This is a genomic window from Proteiniborus sp. (genome assembly GCF_040308045.1).
Lineage (GTDB): Bacteria > Bacillota > Clostridia > Tissierellales > Proteiniboraceae > Proteiniborus.
Genome location: NZ_JAWRHZ010000030.1, coordinates 140200 through 156592 on the forward strand (window position 1 = coordinate 140200; position 16393 = coordinate 156592).

The window sequence follows — 16393 nt, forward strand, 5'->3', positions numbered from 1 at the left end:
AGGATATACATGAGGTTACCTAGTTTAAAAATTGGTGATTTAGTTGCTAAAGTTCCTATTGTCCAAGGTGGTATGGGAGTAGGAATATCATTATCATCTTTAGCTGGAAACGTATCACTAAACGGAGGAATAGGTGTTATTTCTGGTGTTGAAATTGGGTTCAACGAAGCAGATTATTTTACAAATAAAAAAGAAGCAAATTTAAGAGCGTTAAAAAAACATATTAAGAAAGCTAAAGAAATTTGCAATAATGGAATTATTGGCATTAATTTAATGGCTGTGCTAAATAATTTTGATGAAATGGTTAAACAATCAGTTCAAGAAAAAATAGATATTATTTTCTCCGGTGCTGGTCTCCCTTTAAGTCTACCTAAGTTCACCAGAGGAACTAGCACTAAAATTGCACCTATTGTTTCTTCAGGTAGGACTGCTTCAATAATATGTAGAAGTTGGGATAGGCACTATCAAGTTGCTCCTGATGCTATTGTAGTTGAAGGACCTAAAGCTGGAGGTCATCTAGGTTTTTCTAGAGAATCCCTTTTTGATCCAGCTAATGAACTTGATAAACTCGTAAGTGATGTTTTAAGCGCTATAAAACCTTTCGAAGAAAAATATAATAGGAAAATTCCAATTATTGCAGGAGGAGGAGTTTTTGACGGAAAGGATATTGCTAATTTATTAAATGCTGGCGCATCTGGAGTACAAATGGGAAGTCGTTTTGCTGCAACACATGAATGTGATGCCTCTGATGCATTTAAGCAGGCATATATAGAGTGTAAGTCCGATGATATAGAGTTAATTCAAAGTCCTGTTGGCATGATTGGTAGAGCTATTAAAAATGATTTCCTTAATGAAGTAAAACTAGGATTAAAAAAACCTATCCGATGCATTACTAACTGTTTAAAGCCGTGCAATCCGAAGGAAGTACCATATTGTATAGCTAGCGCACTTATCAATGCTCAAAAAGGAAATTTAGAATCAGGCTTTGTCTTTGCTGGAGCAAATGCCTCTCTTATAAATAAAATAGTATCAGTTAAGGAATTAATGGAAGAATTAGTTTCAGAAGCTACTACTTATTTCACAGAATCTAAATAAAATAAAGACATTATGATTTGATAAATATAGAAAGGAGTGTAGATATGAATCTAGATCAACTTTTTAAACTTCAACAGATAATGGAGAATAATATCAAGAGAATTTCACAAATTGATGAAAATGCTTTAGGAGAAGAAAATGTATTTGATTTAAGGTTTCTAGCTCTTCAAGTTAAAGTAGGTGAATTAGCTAATCTTACAAAATGTTATAAGTATTCTAAAACAAGAGAAGACATATCAAGAGATAAACTTATGATAAGATATATAGACGCTATGAAATATCTACTATCCATAGGCAATGAAAATAACTTCAGTATTATTAATATAGATAGTGTAAATTCTGTAGCTAAAGAAGAAAGTGTAATTAAAGCTTTTGGTAATATATTTGATGATATTACTCACTTAAAATACAATATAAAACATAGTAATTATATTGATGCAATGTCAAGATATATTAAACTTCTCGGTGAATTTCTCAACCTAGGTTCTAATCTTGGACTTTCTTTTGAAGAGGTATACAACTATTACCTCGAAATGGCCCCCTGTTCAGGTGCACCTAGGAAATAAATTGTTAAAGCCTTGATTATAAGTCTAATCAAGGCTTCACATTTTGATAATATTCATCCTATATATTTCTTATCTCTGAGATTTGTCGTATGGTATACCCTCTGCCTTTGGTGCTCTTGATTTCTTTGAGGTAAATGCAAGTACAACCATAGTAGCTAAATATGGCATCATCTTATAGTAGGTTTGATTGATACCTAAGTTATTTAAAAATGGTACTAGGGCTACGGAGTATGCTAGAGTTCTAAGGAATGCAAAGAATAAAGCTGCAAAAAGAATCTTTATAGGCTTCCATTGACCAAAAATCATTACTGCCAAAGCTAGGAATCCAAATCCTGCAACTCCTGTATGTCCATTTACATTACCATCCATAACTCCAACTGAGTAGAAAAATCCTCCGATTCCACCTAGAATACCAGAGATACTAGTACCTGCATATCTCATTTTATGGACATTGATGCCTACAGAATCAGCAGCATGAGGATGCTCTCCACATGCTCGAAGTCGTAAACCAAATCTTGTTTTATAAAAAACAATTACTGCTATTATAAGAAATATAACGCTAATTAGAACTGTTAAATACGTTCTCTGAAAAAACATCTGCCCCAACACCGGAATCTTTCCTAAAACAGGTATTTCCCGAATATAAAAGTTCATGTTTGTAGTGATACCATCACTATTGAAGAACATTTTTGAAAAAAGTAAAATCGCTGCCGGTATAAGCATGTTAAGAGAAGTACCAGTAATAACTTGATCTGCCTTCATCGTAACTGCTGCAAAAGATAAAAGCAGTGAATATATTACACCTGCTACTGCAGCAATTAACATTCCTAGAAGTAGAACAGTTTGTGGGTCCATTCCTGTACCTTGGACAAAATAAACAAACAATGCGCCAAAGAAAGCTCCAAAAAGCATTATTCCTTCAAGTGCAATGTTTACTACACCACCTATTTCACTGAACATACCACCTAATGCTACAAGAAGCAATGGCATTGCTACAGGAAGCATATTTTGAATTAAATAATATACAGTATCCATTATTCTGCCTCCCTTGTATTATTGTCTGAAACTCGATCTTGATCATCATGCGTAGGTTCTTCACTCTCTATTGTTGTTTGGTCAGCGTGTTTTTTCCCAAAATGTCTCTTTACAAACTTAGCTAATGCTGTATTCATTATCATTGCAAATGCTGAGAAATAAATTATAACAGCAACAACAACGTCTATAATTTCAGGCTTATAGCCTACAAGACTTGCAAGAGTGCCTCCACGCTGTATGTGAGAAATAAAGACTGCTGAAAAAATAGTACCTATTGGATGTGAGCTTCCTAAAAGTGCAACTGCTATACCATTGAAGCCATTGGGAGCAATAATATTAATAGGTTCATATGTCATACTGCTTCCTGCAATGGCAGATGGAGCTAGTATTGCAAATGCTCCTCCAAGCCCTGCAAGACCACCTGCAATTACCATTGTAATAATTATGTTTCTTTTGCCTTTCATCCCCGCATATTCACTAGCATGTTTGTTGAAGCCGGTTGCCTTTAATTCATAACCAAAGGTAGTTTTTTGAAGCACTATATATAGAATAATTGCAATAATTATTGCCAATACAATTCCTAAATTTACATTGGAATTCGGAATTCCAAGAGAAGGAATCTGAACATCAGCTGGTAAATAATTAGTTCTTGTTTTGTTAGATACATACATGACAGAACTTCCTTGAATAATCATATCCACAAGATACATGCCAATGTAGTTGAACATTATTGATGTGATTACTTCGTTTACATTCAGAAGGGCTTTAAAAATTCCAGGTACAAAGCCCCAAAGCATACCTCCTATCATTCCAGCTAAAACAGCTACTACCCAATGTATGTTACTTGGTAAATCCCACATAAAACCTACATAGAGAGCAAAAAACATCCCCATAGTGTATTGTCCTGAGGCTCCTATATTAAATAATCCCATCTTGAATGCAAAGCCAACAGCTAGACCTGTCATGAGTATTGGTGTTGCAAAGTAAAACACGTCACCTATTCTACTGAATCCTCCAAGAACTACATTTTGAAATCCTGCTAAAGCATTCCCTGGTTTTGCAACAATCATTACTAAGAAACCGAAAATTAGACCAAGGAAAATAGCCATTAAAGCAGATGAAAATGAAGAAAACCCAATGTTATTTTTAATACTCTTAAAGTCAAATCTATTTTTTTTATATGAACTATTTTTATCCTGCATCATTAATCTCCTTTACGGTATCACGTTTTGCTCCTGACATATAAAGTCCAAGCTCTTGTACAGTTGTAGTCTTTGGATCAAGTTCTCCAACAATCTCCCCTTCATATATGACTAGAATACGATCGCTTACATTCATAACCTCATCCAGTTCCAGTGATACAAGAAATACAGCCTTACCTGCATCACGTCTTGCAACAAGCTGCTTGTGTACATACTCTATTGCTCCTACATCTAGACCTCTTGTAGGTTGTACTGCTACAAGAAGCTCATGCTCCTTGTCAATTTCTCTTGCTATAATTGCCTTCTGCTGATTACCACCAGACATACTTCTCGTCATAGTTACTGGTCCTTGGCCACTTCTGATATCAAATTTATCTATAAGCCTTTCAGCATATTCTCTTACAGCATCAAACTTTATGAATCCTCCCTTTTGGAATTCAGGCTGCCAATATCTCTGAAGTACTAAATTTTCCTCAAGTTTATAATCTAATACAAGACCATGTTTGTGTCTATCCTCTGGAATATGACTCATACCAGCTATAGAACGTTGTCTAATTGATGCTTTGGTGATATCCTTGCCACATAGTGTAATACTACCTGAACTAACCTTTTCCAGCCCAGTAAGAGCATTAACAAATTCAGTCTGCCCATTGCCATCAATTCCTGCAAGACATACTATCTCACCTGCTCTAACATTGAAGGATACGTTTTTTATAGCATCTTTTGTTTTATGGGTTTTAGATGATACAGTAAGATTTCTAACTGAAAGAACCACATCTCCAACTTTAGGTTCTTTTTTATCTACACTAAAGCTTATATCACGGCCTACCATCATCCGTGAAAGCTCTTCCTTGGTTGTATCTTTAATATATACAGTTCCGATGTATTTACCTTTTCTTAAAACTGTACATCTGTCTGCAACCTCCATAATTTCATTAAGTTTATGGGTAATAAAAAGAATCGATTTTCCCTCATTCGCAAAGCCCTTCATAATCTGGAGAAGTTCTTTAATCTCCTGCGGAGTTAGTACAGCTGTAGGCTCATCAAAAATTAAAATTTCATTATCCCTGTATAGCATTTTGAGAATTTCTACTCTTTGCTGCATTCCAACTGTAATATTTTCAATTAAGGCATCTGGATCAACTTTAAGCCCATATCTTTCGCTAAGCTCTATAACTTTTTTTCTTGCTTCCTTCTTTTCAAGAAATCCCATCCTATTTGGTTCTACACCAAGAATAATATTTTCTAGCACAGTGAAAATCTCTACCAACTTAAAGTGTTGGTGGACCATTCCAATTCCTAAAGCATTTGCATCATTAGGATTGTTGATTTTGACAACTTCTCCATTCTTTCTTATTTCACCATTTTCAGGTTGATAAAGACCGAAAAGTACACTCATAAGGGTAGATTTACCAGCACCATTTTCTCCTAAAAGAGCATGAATTTCTCCTTTTTTCAGTTTTAGGGTAATATTGTCGTTAGCAATAATACCCGGGAATTTTTTTGTAATATTAAGCATTTCAACAATATAATTTTCCACGTCAACCTCTTCTTTTCAATTATTTTTTACTTTTATATTAACATATTTCTAAGGATTTTTATATAGAAAATGGAGGAAAACTTAAGCCTTCCTCCATTAGTTGAATCTTACTTGCATAAGGCCTAGCCTAATATGGCAGGTAAAATTTATTATTTTTACTATCTTGTTGTAACTACAACTTTTACAAGGTTCAATTGATTAGTAAGTTCTTCAGCAGTAGCATTTCCTGATGGATCTGCAACTTCGATTTCACGAATAGGAGTAACGCTTCCATCAACAAGTTTAGCAAATAAATTATCATATGCTTCCTTATTGAAAGATTGGAATCTATCAAATGCATCTGCTTTCTCATCGCCTATTACAGTAGTTGGAAGACCAACACCATCGTTAGCTGCATTAAAGTATGTTGTTTTTCCTGCGTATGTTGCCCAACTATCTGTCTTATAGATAGATTCAAGTACACTTATTACTGAAGCTGCAAGACCTTTTGTAGCTGATGATATAACAGTTTCGCTATCATATCTTTGGTCAACGTCAACACCAATAACCTTTGCACCAGCTTCACTAGCTGCTGACATAACAGATTTACCAACTGCACCACCACATGCGAATATTACTTCTGTACCTTCTTGATACATTGTTTTTGCAGTTGCTTTGTTTGTGTCATTTTCTTCAAAGTTACCAGTATAATGGTATGTTGCTTTTATTGCTCCATCAGAAAGACCTAATTCTTTAGCAGCATCTTCAGCTCCTTGAAGATATCCATATCCAAATGCCTGTACAGCTGGAACAGCCATACCACCCATGAATCCAAGATTAGTCATTCCATCCATAACTGCTGCATAGCCTGCAAGATATCCTGATTGTTCCTCAGAATACATTATACTTGCAACGTTTTCCTTAGTTTCGAATGTTGAATAATCTGCTGTGTGAGGTGCTCCATCAAGAAGAATAAATTTAACTTCTGGATATTTTGTCTGTGCTTCATAGATAGGAACCTCAAACAAGAATCCTGGTGTTACAACTACTTTTGCTCCACCTGCTACTGCAAGATCTATAGCTGCAAGGTATCCAGCATCTGAAGCCTCTTCAGGTTTGATATATGTATGTGTGATTTTTTCTGCTTCTGCAAAAGCAACTACACCTTCCCAAGCTCCTTGGTTAAATGATTTGTCATCAATATTCCCTTTGTCAGTGATAAGTGCTATTTCAGCACCCTTACTTGTGTTGCTGCTACAACCAGCTAAACTCATAACTGCCAACATGATTGCTAAAGCAATCGTTAGTACCTTTTTCATTTTATGACCCCCTATTTAATTCATTTTACTTGTGTCTCGATTAAATTATAACCCTTCTAGTCCAAAAATACAACTACTATTTCACTTGATTATCGCTTTATTCCTTGCATGACACATTTTTCTATGCTTTTTTGAATGATATTATAATTTTCTGTTTTTAAAAAAATGATTAATTTAATATATTAGCTTCTTTATACTGATATGTGAAGTTATCGCTAAATAAGTTGTTATTTTTGGTAACAGGCATAGGCTTTTTTCTCAAGCATTTTATTTGCCAGTTTAATCTTTTCTAGTTCATTTTTCTGAATTGCTGTCTCCTTTCATTACCTCTATTTTTCAATATCTTGTCTTTTATCAAAATGTACTAACGAGTATTTTATGCACTCAGATTTATTGAGACTACAATATTCCCACTCATCTACCAAGCCAAGAAATTATCTAAGTACCACTACTTGAGTAAATAACTCCTTGAATATAATTGAATCCATAGTGATTAATTACCTCACTATGGATTCAATATTATCCTTTTATAAAATCTGCGTATATCTTTCCATCTTTTATTTCTATAATTCTGTCTGCTTTTTCTGCTATTCTTTTATCATGGGTTATAACAATAAATGTTGATTTGAATTCGTTGTTTATTTCTCTTAATAGATTATATACTGTTTCTGTTGTTTCGGAATCAAGATTTCCTGTTGGCTCATCGCCTAATATAATCCTTGGACTATTGATAAGTGATCTTGCTATTGCCGCTCTTTGTTGCTGTCCTCCAGATATGTCTGTTGCTTTGTTATTTATTACTTTGCTTAATCCTACTATTTCTATTAGATCATTTGCTCTTTTTAATGCTTCTTTTGTGACTTTGTTGTGCTTTATTCTATATGGCATCAAAACATTTTCTAGTACTGTAAACTCTGGTAATAGATAATGAAACTGAAATATAAATCCTATGGTTTCATTTCTAAGGACTGCAAGTTGTTCTTTGTTGAAGTTGGTTATGTTATTCCCATCTATTAGTACATCTCCACTGGTAGCCTTATCCAATGTTCCTATGATGTTCATTAAGGTAGATTTCCCACTTCCTGATGCCCCTATTATTGAGTTAAATGAGGACTCTTGGAAGTCCAAGTTTATATTATATAGTACCTGTGTTTTTATTTTTTCACCATATATTTTATTTATGTTTTTAAGTTCTAATATATTAGCCATTCTTAATCACCTCAATTGGATTTAGCTTAGAAGACTTTCTAGCTGGTATTAATGCTGCAATAGTTGAAGAAGCTATGGCTATTGCAACTGATAAACCTACAAATTTAATATCTAAATAGAATGGTACTAGTGGAGTTCCATCTGGGTTTTTAACAAAGGTTGAAAATATATATGAAAATGATATCCCAAGACCTGTCCCAATTATTGATCCTATAACACCTAGTAATAATCCTTGGAATAAGAAGATTAAACTTGCATCTTTGTCTTTTATTCCCATGGCTTTTAATATACCTATTTGCCTAGATTTTTGAATTACTGAAATTGCCAGCACTGATGCTATACCTAGTAATACTGCAAGTAATACAAATACTTGTATCATAATACTTGAGGCTGATTGACCTGCTAATCCTGATAGTAGCTCTTCGTTTTGTACTTTCCAGTTAGATGATTCTAACTCAAATTCTTGCAAGTAACTATCTAAACTTTTGGCTATTATATCTGCATCAAAAACTTCTTCTATTTGAGTTTCTATTGTAGATAAGCTACCTTCTTTCTCAAATATTTCCCCTACATTGTCTATGGTACTTATTGACCATGATTTGTTAAGGCTTGCTACTTTTAAATCAAATACTCCTACTAGTTTAGACTCCATGTATCTACCATCCGGTGTTAAAAAAGATACCTTGTCTCCTATTTTGAATCCGAGTTCCTGAACTAAATTCTTGCCTAGTAATATTTCCATTGATGATGAAGGTAGGTTGCCTTCTATTAGTTTTTCGTCTAATTTATATATATTGTTTGCATTCTCGAACTCAAATCCTCTCATAAGTACAGGATATGTTTCTTCGTCTTGTAATACAAATCCTGATGCATCTAAGGATTTAGATACTGCAGTAAATCTATCATCTTTTCTTAGTTTATTTATTATTTCATCATTGTCTTCAAAATAGTTTTCTTTACCTTTTGGTTGTATTGTTATATGTGAGGAACTACCTATGGTTTTGTCTATTAATGATAATTGTAATCCATCTATCAAGGATCCTATAAATATTTGTACCGATACCCCAATAGCTATACCTATTGCAATAAGAGCTGTTTGTCCTTTGCTAGATTTAAGAAATCTTGTTGCTATACTAAATGCTAATTTCAAATTTATTCAACTCCCTTGCCTAAGTCTTTGATGTCTTGGAAGCTATTAAGTAAATAATCTCCCCCTACTTCTTTGTGAGCACTAGGATTGGAAACAAATGCGCTTCCTCCTAATAAGAATATTATGTTGTTCTTTGTGGATGATTTTATGCCTTCTATTGTTTTCTTAACAGAAATCAAGTTGTAATAGTTTGTGACACTTATACATAGATACTTTGGTGATACGATTTCTACTGCTTTTAATATTGTTTTACTTGGTGTTTTTGCTCCAATGAATGTTGAATTGTAACCTACTATTGTGAAAAAATCAGATACCATTCTTGCTCCTAGATCATGGTCTTCATATTCTGGGCACATTACTATTACATTTCCTTTGTTAGATTCACCAAAACTATCCCTTTCTGCTAATACATAAGGGAATGCAGCCTCTACTATATTTCTTATAATTCCACTTCTAACATGCTCTCTCCAGATTAAATCTTCATCATTAGGATATTCCTCTATTATGTGATTTAATGCTGGACTTAGTATACTTTGATATAGGTCTACTATTGATATGCTTTTTTCTTTTAATGCTGTTATACACATATTTAATGCTTTTTCTTTGTTTTCTTCTTGCAATGAAACTAATAGTTTCTCATATAAGCCTTCCAAGTTTTACACTCCTTCTAGTTAGATTTCCATCAACATATATACCCTTTAGTTAATCAATAAACAATTTTTTATAGACAATAACCGTATTTATTTAATTACTTTTATAAATAAAAATTACCTCTAATTAATAATTTATAGTGATTCTATTCAAAAATAACAAAACCCCTTGAAATCAAGAGGTTTGCATTGCATCAATATTTACATGTATGTATGGTGGAGGCAGTGGGATCAGAAAGCACTTTATAAAGAGCTTCACCAAGTGCAATTAGTAATTTGACATTCCCTCCGCTCATCTCCTACTGACAGGATATGAGCTTCAGCAACTTCATAGATTCCGTATCAAGCTCAAAGGCTGTTCTCTTCCCAATAATCATAAAATAGCAATTCTTCCATACGTGTTCATCTCGTATTATCTTAGATATTGTTTCTCTCACTGTGCTAAAACGTTACTTTATTTTACAAGTTCTAGTTCCATTACTTGATTAAGGTTGTTCTTTTCATAATATTCTATATTAACTTCATCATTAGCTTCTATGAATGGTAACTTTTCTGATACTCCAATATTAGCTATAAATATCCTATTGCTATTATCCAATATGAAATAATAATGGGTGTTACAGTCAATAACAACTGATTCAATGCTTATTATTTTACCTTTTGTGTTAAAGAATTCTGTTGGTTCGACATCTTCTTCTGATTGAAGATTTGTTATATCCCTGCCTATATGTGTGCTAACAACATTGCTTACTGCTGCACCAATTGATACTTTTTGATAATTCTGAGCATCAACTAATGCATACATCTTAACCAATCCAGCTTCATCTTTCAAAGACATAAAATAGGTTGGTTTATTATCTATATTTAATAATATTGGAAATGTTGATTTATATCCTTTTTCTTGTACTGCTCCTTCGGCACTTCCCATAGCTGAAAATTCTTCTGCTGATGACATTTTATAGAATTTAGTATCTTTTGTTCTTAAGTTTACAAGTACAAAGCCGACATTAGATTCATCTGCTCCTACAGAAGTCATACCTGTATATAGGTAAACATCATCATCTATAGCTAGATAATTATACCCTTCAGTTGTTTGTAATACACCTTTTTGAGCAAACAATGAATTAAAAAATCCTAATTGAAGTCCTCCATTCCAATTAAGCTGTTTAACTATTTCATCTGCATCATAAATTCTATCCACCCATTTCGGTACATCTTTTATATTATATTTTGTAGTTTCTCCATTTGTTGCATTGGTTAGTATTACTTCTTTTACATCTAATCCTCCAAACCAACCAATTTTATTGTGATATACTGGTGCAACCCAATAAGGAATTCCTTCCTCATCTATTTCAAAATTGATTTCAAAAAACATATCTGTAGGATAATTTTTTCTTAAATGTCGATAAATATCTCTTGAGAATTTATCTGATTTAGAATATTTAATATTGTTTTCAAGTTTCTTTAACTCTACTTTACCGTCTATCATATCTACTATTATATAGTTAGGTATTCCTTCTTTTTTGTTGCCTATCCACTTTAAGAACCCATTGTATTCAAGCGGAGTAACTCTTACAGGTTTATCATCAAAATTGATTTGAGTATAAGCATTGGATACATTGTATTGAGAAACTAATTCTAACATTTCCCCCATTTTTCTACTACCTAATCTTTGTGCTGTATCTCTATCAACTGTAGGAACTTGTTCAAATGAAGCTTCTTTAATATCTTCTTCAAAAGAACTGTTTTCTTTTTTAATTAAATTTGCATACCTTGTTGAATTAAATATTGTTGCAGAAAATAATTTTAATACAATAAATAAGGCCATAAGAATTACTGGTATCATATAAAGTTTGTAATACTTTTTGTTAAATGTAATTAAAATAGTTACGATATATATTAAATTAACTAAAAGATAAATCCAAAATCCAAAAGAATGTAAATTGAATGCTGGTAAAAATATATACCATAAAATAAAAGCTACTAAAAGAATTGATAATAATGCTATAATTTTTGCGAAATTTAATTGTTTTTTCATAAATTTTTACCTCCTTGTTTGAAGACAGGGAAAATTTTCTACTGCCTTTTTTTATATCCATGATATATTATATCATGTTATTAATAAGATAACGCCATCTTTAAAAGATTCAATGGGTATTCATCTGACCACATTGGAATTTTAATTCCTTTTTCTTCGATAAGCTTTTCCAATTTTACACCACTAAAAATGCACCTCATAAAATTTAGATTATTGTCTAAAGTTTGGGGTACATAAACTATTAGATATTTTTATTTACTTTTAAGTAATACTTTTGGTTTACTTTTGATTCCTTTTACTCCAAGATTGCCATAAATTTCACTAACTGTTCCTGCTGTAATAAATGCATCAATTTGTTCTTTTTTAATAAATTCCATAAGATAAGAAAATTCATTTCGTGTCATTAAACTTTGAATTTCAAAGTTGTCCTCAGATCTTAATCCCCCTTTAATTGGATATAATGTTGCACCTCGATGCATATCTTCTATTATAAATTTACGAATTGACTCGTAATCTTTAGAAATAACACAAACCCTTTTTCTAGAATAAAACCCTATCATAAAGTGCTCTAATATTAATCCATTGAGATAAGTTCCAATTAATCCTATGATTACTGTTCTTATATCATACACAAAAATTGCAGTAAAACAAATAATTGATCCTGCAATAGAAACTGATGCACCTAAATCAACATGAAAATATTTGCTTACAATTTTAGCTATAATATCTAAACCACCAGTTGATGCATTGCGTCTAAATAAAATCGTTTGTGAAAAACTCAAAAGCAAAACAAAACACAAAAGATCTAGCCACTGATCCTGCATCAATGATTGTTTAATTGGACATAATTTTTCTAGTATTGCAAGCATAGGTGACAAAATCAACGCTGCGTATATAGTTTTAATACCAAATTCTTTCCCAATAAGTAAGTAAGATAAAATTAGCAAAAATGCATTTATAATAAAAATTAATACTGACAATGGTATTGATGTAAGCAAATTAATTACTATTGATAAACCAGTAATAGAGCCAACAATTAATTTACTCGGTATCAAAAAAAAATGTACAGCTAATGCTCCAATAAACATACCTATTGTTAAAATTGATAAATCCTTAATAAAAGACTTTATCCTTTCACTCATTTTATCCCTCCTCAAATTTAAAGCTAACCATTTCTTATTTGCAAATATAATTAGTTTGTTATAATATTAACAAAAAAATCGTTTACAGGATTAATTCTACCATAAATACCTGTATTTCAAAATCTTTAATTTTAATTTTTTTAAGAACTCATAATGTACATTTTATATTTTCTGTGAATTCTTATGACTTTTTTCAAACCTACCAAATACAAAAACAACAAAACTCCTTGAAATCAAGGAGTTTCTATTGTATCAAAATTATAGTTTTTTATGTCTAACAACTCAAATTTTAATACAATTTAGCAATATTCGATTAACGCTAAAAGGCTTTTTTAATATATTCTAGTTTATAAATTGCAACTGTTAACAAAGTTGTTTAAATTGATTTTAATATTTAATTAATCCCATTGTCCTGGAAATCTTAATTTTTGTAGTTGTGGGAATTTTTTATTATATTCTTCCACTTCTTCCTTTGGAAGATTATTAAAAACTTCCGATTCGTAGAACTTTCCTTTTATACCTTTCATACTATCTTCTGCTAATTCAATTCCCATAAATGCATCAAAGTTTTTACCATCGGCGGTTGTAATGTTAAAATTATCACATGTTTTAAATCCAATTCTAGGATAATAATCCGGTTCTCCAAAAATTACAATCCCTTTATACCCTTTATTTGCAGCTAATTTCATTGTTTCCCTTAATAACAGCTCACCAACTCCACATCCTTGCCATTTAGGCTCTACACAAAGAGGTCCAAAGGTTATAATTTCATGCGTATCTTCACGGTCAACAACTCGTGCCTTTGAATACATTATACATCCTATTACATTGCCATCCTTTACTGCTATTCTGCTTAACTCTGGAAGATAGTCTTTGTCTTGACGTAATATGTGTACAAGGTAATGTTCGTCACATCCAAGATGATGTTTATTCCAAAATGCATGCTGTGTCATTAACTCTACATTATACCAATCCGACCTTGTTTCCATTCTAATTTCTATTTCTTCTCTATTTAATCTTTTCTTTTCTTCTGGAAACCATCCAAATTCTAACCTTACTTCTTTTCTTTGCAAATCATTGTTCTTGTAGCAACAAGTATCCATGCCAATCAAGCTAAAGCCTTCATGCAGATAAAAATCTATTGCATTAACATTGCAAGATTGTGTTTCTAGTATAATCGCTCTACGACGTTCTCTTCTTGCTTGCTCCTTTGCCATCTCAATTAACGCATGACCAATTCCTTGTTTTTGATATTTTTCTGCCACCCAAAGATCTGTAATTCTTAGACGATTAGACCATAATTCTTGATTAGTTTCTATTGCAGCAACTAATTCGTCATTAACTACCACTCCCCAAGCATAGGCATCCTCCCAGTGTTCTTCATATAACTTATCTGGAAAGTCATATTCTTCTGGTGTGTGAGTCACTGGCTCTGTAAATTCTTTCTTTTCTATCTCAATTGCAAATCCTTTATCTGTTTTATTTACTATAACATCATAATACTTATCTGTTGTATACTTAATTGGAATTATGGTTCCCTTCCATTTCTCTTTTTGTAAATGTATAATTTCATATTCCATGATCTTTATCCTTTCTTTTTCATATCAGTTATTATCTTAACATGCTCTAGTTCTGCTCATTTTATAATTACCATACTCCCTCAACAAATTTACTGTTTTTAAATATGTCTTCGATAAGCTACTAAAATCATCCGTAAACACGTTAGGAAATCCGCTTGTAAGTATTTTAATCATCATAAATAGTTCCAAACACTTCTAAATCTTAATCAAAATATGTTTCCAACTCAACGAAATCTTCATACACAGTCTTTTCTTCAAAGCCTACTGATTTATACAATTTCTGAGCAGCAACATTAAATCGATTAACTCCGATACTTAGATGGGTGCATCCAATGGATTTTAAATATTCAATTCCTTTTATCATCATAATCTTACCAAAACCACGTTGCTGATATTTTTTGTCTATTAGTACACTTTCAATGTAATACTTTTTATTTTTACTATCCATGCTAAATGCTAATAAGCCGATGGATCGATTGCCTTCCATAAGAATAAACAGCTCGTGTTTATAAGCATATGCTATACAAATTGCTTCTTTAGCATTGCTCATATATTCTAGTTGTTCATCATTTATTGATAACTGCATTGCATCCCATACATTATTTTTACTAAAAGGTACTAGCCTAGGATTATTGGGATATACAAATGATGCAGCTGTCTCTTGACGAAACTCTTTACGAAATTGGCTTAGGCTCCCATTTTCAGATCGTACAATAAGTTCACTGTTTGTTAGATGAATAAGACCTATTCCTGTATCCCAATCCAAATAAAAATAATTACTCCATCCTAGATTACCATAACCAAAGTCCCTTGCACTAAGCCATCCAGAAACCGAATTAAATATAATACTTTGTTCAAATGTAGCCGGTGCAGTAATTGCTTTCCATGCTTTTTCTGACAGTAACTTCTTATTCAACACCGCAACTAATAATTTCTCTGCTTCATCATAATTCATTGAGAAAGTATATTTATTATCATCTTCATATTGGCCATTCATATAATCAGCCATTCCATAAACCACATAGGGTTTAGTATTGACTTTGGAATATTCTCCTCTAATTCCAAGAGGAGCAAAGATTCTGTTTCTTACATAATCTGGTAGGTTTTTTGCTGAAGCTCTTTCAATGACTTCTCGTATAAATAGGGTTTCTGTCATATTATCAAGATCATCAGTAGGCTCAGTTCCTGGTGCATTAGTTAACTCTTTTCCATCTACATAAGTAATTGCATCTTCAAATGTCCATGGGTGAACAAATAGTTTTCTATCTATTAGGTTGCGATCTTCATCAGTTAAAACTTGATATTCAGCATCTGTTTGTTGTTTTTTCATTATTCCACCATTAAAAAAGTCTGGAATTCCACTCTGCTTTAAACAAAGTTGATTTATTGTAATTTCAGAACTATGAGTATATTCAGGAATATACTTGTCCAATTTATCTTCAAGCTTTAGTTTGTCTTCATCAATCAACATTCCTATACATAAACCTAGTAAAAATCTACTATTAAAAGACATAAGATATGTACTATTCTTAGTTATTGGTATGTTTTTTTCTCTATCTGCAAGACCATAGAAATTCTTATGATAACATTCTTCAGCTTTATAGATTGCCACTGCTCCAGCTACTCCCCACTCTTCAGCACATTTATCTATTTTTTTACTTAATTCAGTCTTATTAATCATCTGTGCTTCCTCCGTTTATCCCAAATATCCCTTTTCATTGGAAACCGGGAATTATATTTTCTATTATAACTTATAAATCATCACTAATTCATCTATTTCTTATATTTTAACGTATATACGTATACATAAAATATCCTTGATTTCCTTTATTCTATCATATACATTAACTAATTTCTACCAGATTTTATTTGAAATAAAAAATAACTC

Annotated in this window: 14 protein-coding genes; 2 read left to right on the forward strand and 12 right to left on the reverse strand. The window is 32.1% G+C overall.

What is annotated here, in order from left to right:
- The first annotated feature begins 9 nt into the window (after window positions 1-9).
- Window positions 10-1095, forward strand: coding sequence for an NAD(P)H-dependent flavin oxidoreductase (locus ABV008_RS06155; protein WP_352418939.1), 1086 nt, complete (start codon window positions 10-12; stop codon window positions 1093-1095).
- Window positions 1096-1139: 44 nt separating this feature from the next.
- On the forward strand, window positions 1140-1661 hold the full coding sequence (locus ABV008_RS06160) for a dUTP diphosphatase (protein WP_352418940.1): 522 nt from the start codon (window positions 1140-1142) through the stop codon (window positions 1659-1661).
- 69 nt (window positions 1662-1730) lie between these two features.
- On the opposite strand, the gene ABV008_RS06165 is transcribed toward ABV008_RS06160, so the two are convergent.
- The 12 genes from ABV008_RS06165 to ABV008_RS06220 form a co-directional block, all read right to left on the reverse strand.
- A complete protein-coding gene (locus tag ABV008_RS06165; protein ID WP_352418941.1) occupies window positions 1731-2696 on the reverse strand; it encodes an ABC transporter permease in 966 nt (321 codons plus the stop codon).
- A complete protein-coding gene (locus ABV008_RS06170) occupies window positions 2696-3898 on the reverse strand; it encodes an ABC transporter permease (RefSeq protein WP_352418942.1) in 1203 nt (400 codons plus the stop codon). The genes ABV008_RS06165 and ABV008_RS06170 overlap by 1 nt, the downstream gene beginning before the upstream one ends.
- Window positions 3888-5438 carry an ABC transporter ATP-binding protein gene (locus ABV008_RS06175; protein WP_352418943.1) on the reverse strand — a complete coding sequence of 517 codons (1551 nt, stop codon included), beginning with the start codon at window positions 5436-5438 and terminating at the stop codon, window positions 3888-3890. The genes ABV008_RS06170 and ABV008_RS06175 overlap by 11 nt, the downstream gene beginning before the upstream one ends.
- A 158-nt stretch (window positions 5439-5596) precedes the next feature.
- Entirely contained in the window at window positions 5597-6736 is a 1140-nt protein-coding gene (locus ABV008_RS06180) for a BMP family lipoprotein (RefSeq protein WP_352418944.1), read from the reverse strand.
- A gap of 519 nt (window positions 6737-7255) precedes the next feature.
- Window positions 7256-7945, reverse strand: coding sequence for an ABC transporter ATP-binding protein (locus ABV008_RS06185; RefSeq protein ID WP_352418945.1), 690 nt, complete (start codon window positions 7943-7945; stop codon window positions 7256-7258).
- Window positions 7938-9095, reverse strand: coding sequence for an ABC transporter permease (locus tag ABV008_RS06190; protein WP_352418946.1), 1158 nt, complete (start codon window positions 9093-9095; stop codon window positions 7938-7940). The genes ABV008_RS06185 and ABV008_RS06190 overlap by 8 nt, the downstream gene beginning before the upstream one ends.
- 2 nt (window positions 9096-9097) lie before the next feature.
- A complete protein-coding gene (locus tag ABV008_RS06195) occupies window positions 9098-9748 on the reverse strand; it encodes a cobalamin B12-binding domain-containing protein (RefSeq protein WP_352418947.1) in 651 nt (216 codons plus the stop codon).
- Between the two features lie 296 nt (window positions 9749-10044).
- A complete protein-coding gene (locus ABV008_RS06200; RefSeq protein ID WP_352418948.1) occupies window positions 10045-10182 on the reverse strand; it encodes a hypothetical protein in 138 nt (45 codons plus the stop codon).
- Window positions 10183-10199: 17 nt separating this feature from the next.
- Window positions 10200-11783 (reverse strand): Asp23/Gls24 family envelope stress response protein, encoded by a 1584-nt coding sequence (locus tag ABV008_RS06205; RefSeq protein WP_352418949.1) that lies wholly within the window; start codon window positions 11781-11783, stop codon window positions 10200-10202.
- Between the two features lie 251 nt (window positions 11784-12034).
- Window positions 12035-12925 carry a YitT family protein gene (locus tag ABV008_RS06210; protein WP_352418950.1) on the reverse strand — a complete coding sequence of 297 codons (891 nt, stop codon included), beginning with the start codon at window positions 12923-12925 and terminating at the stop codon, window positions 12035-12037.
- Between the two features lie 398 nt (window positions 12926-13323).
- A complete protein-coding gene (locus ABV008_RS06215; RefSeq protein ID WP_352418951.1) occupies window positions 13324-14505 on the reverse strand; it encodes a GNAT family N-acetyltransferase in 1182 nt (393 codons plus the stop codon).
- 202 nt (window positions 14506-14707) lie between these two features.
- Complete coding sequence (locus tag ABV008_RS06220) at window positions 14708-16186, reverse strand: GNAT family N-acetyltransferase (RefSeq protein WP_352418952.1); 1479 nt, start codon at window positions 16184-16186, stop codon at window positions 14708-14710.
- Window positions 16187-16393 lie beyond the last annotated feature (207 nt).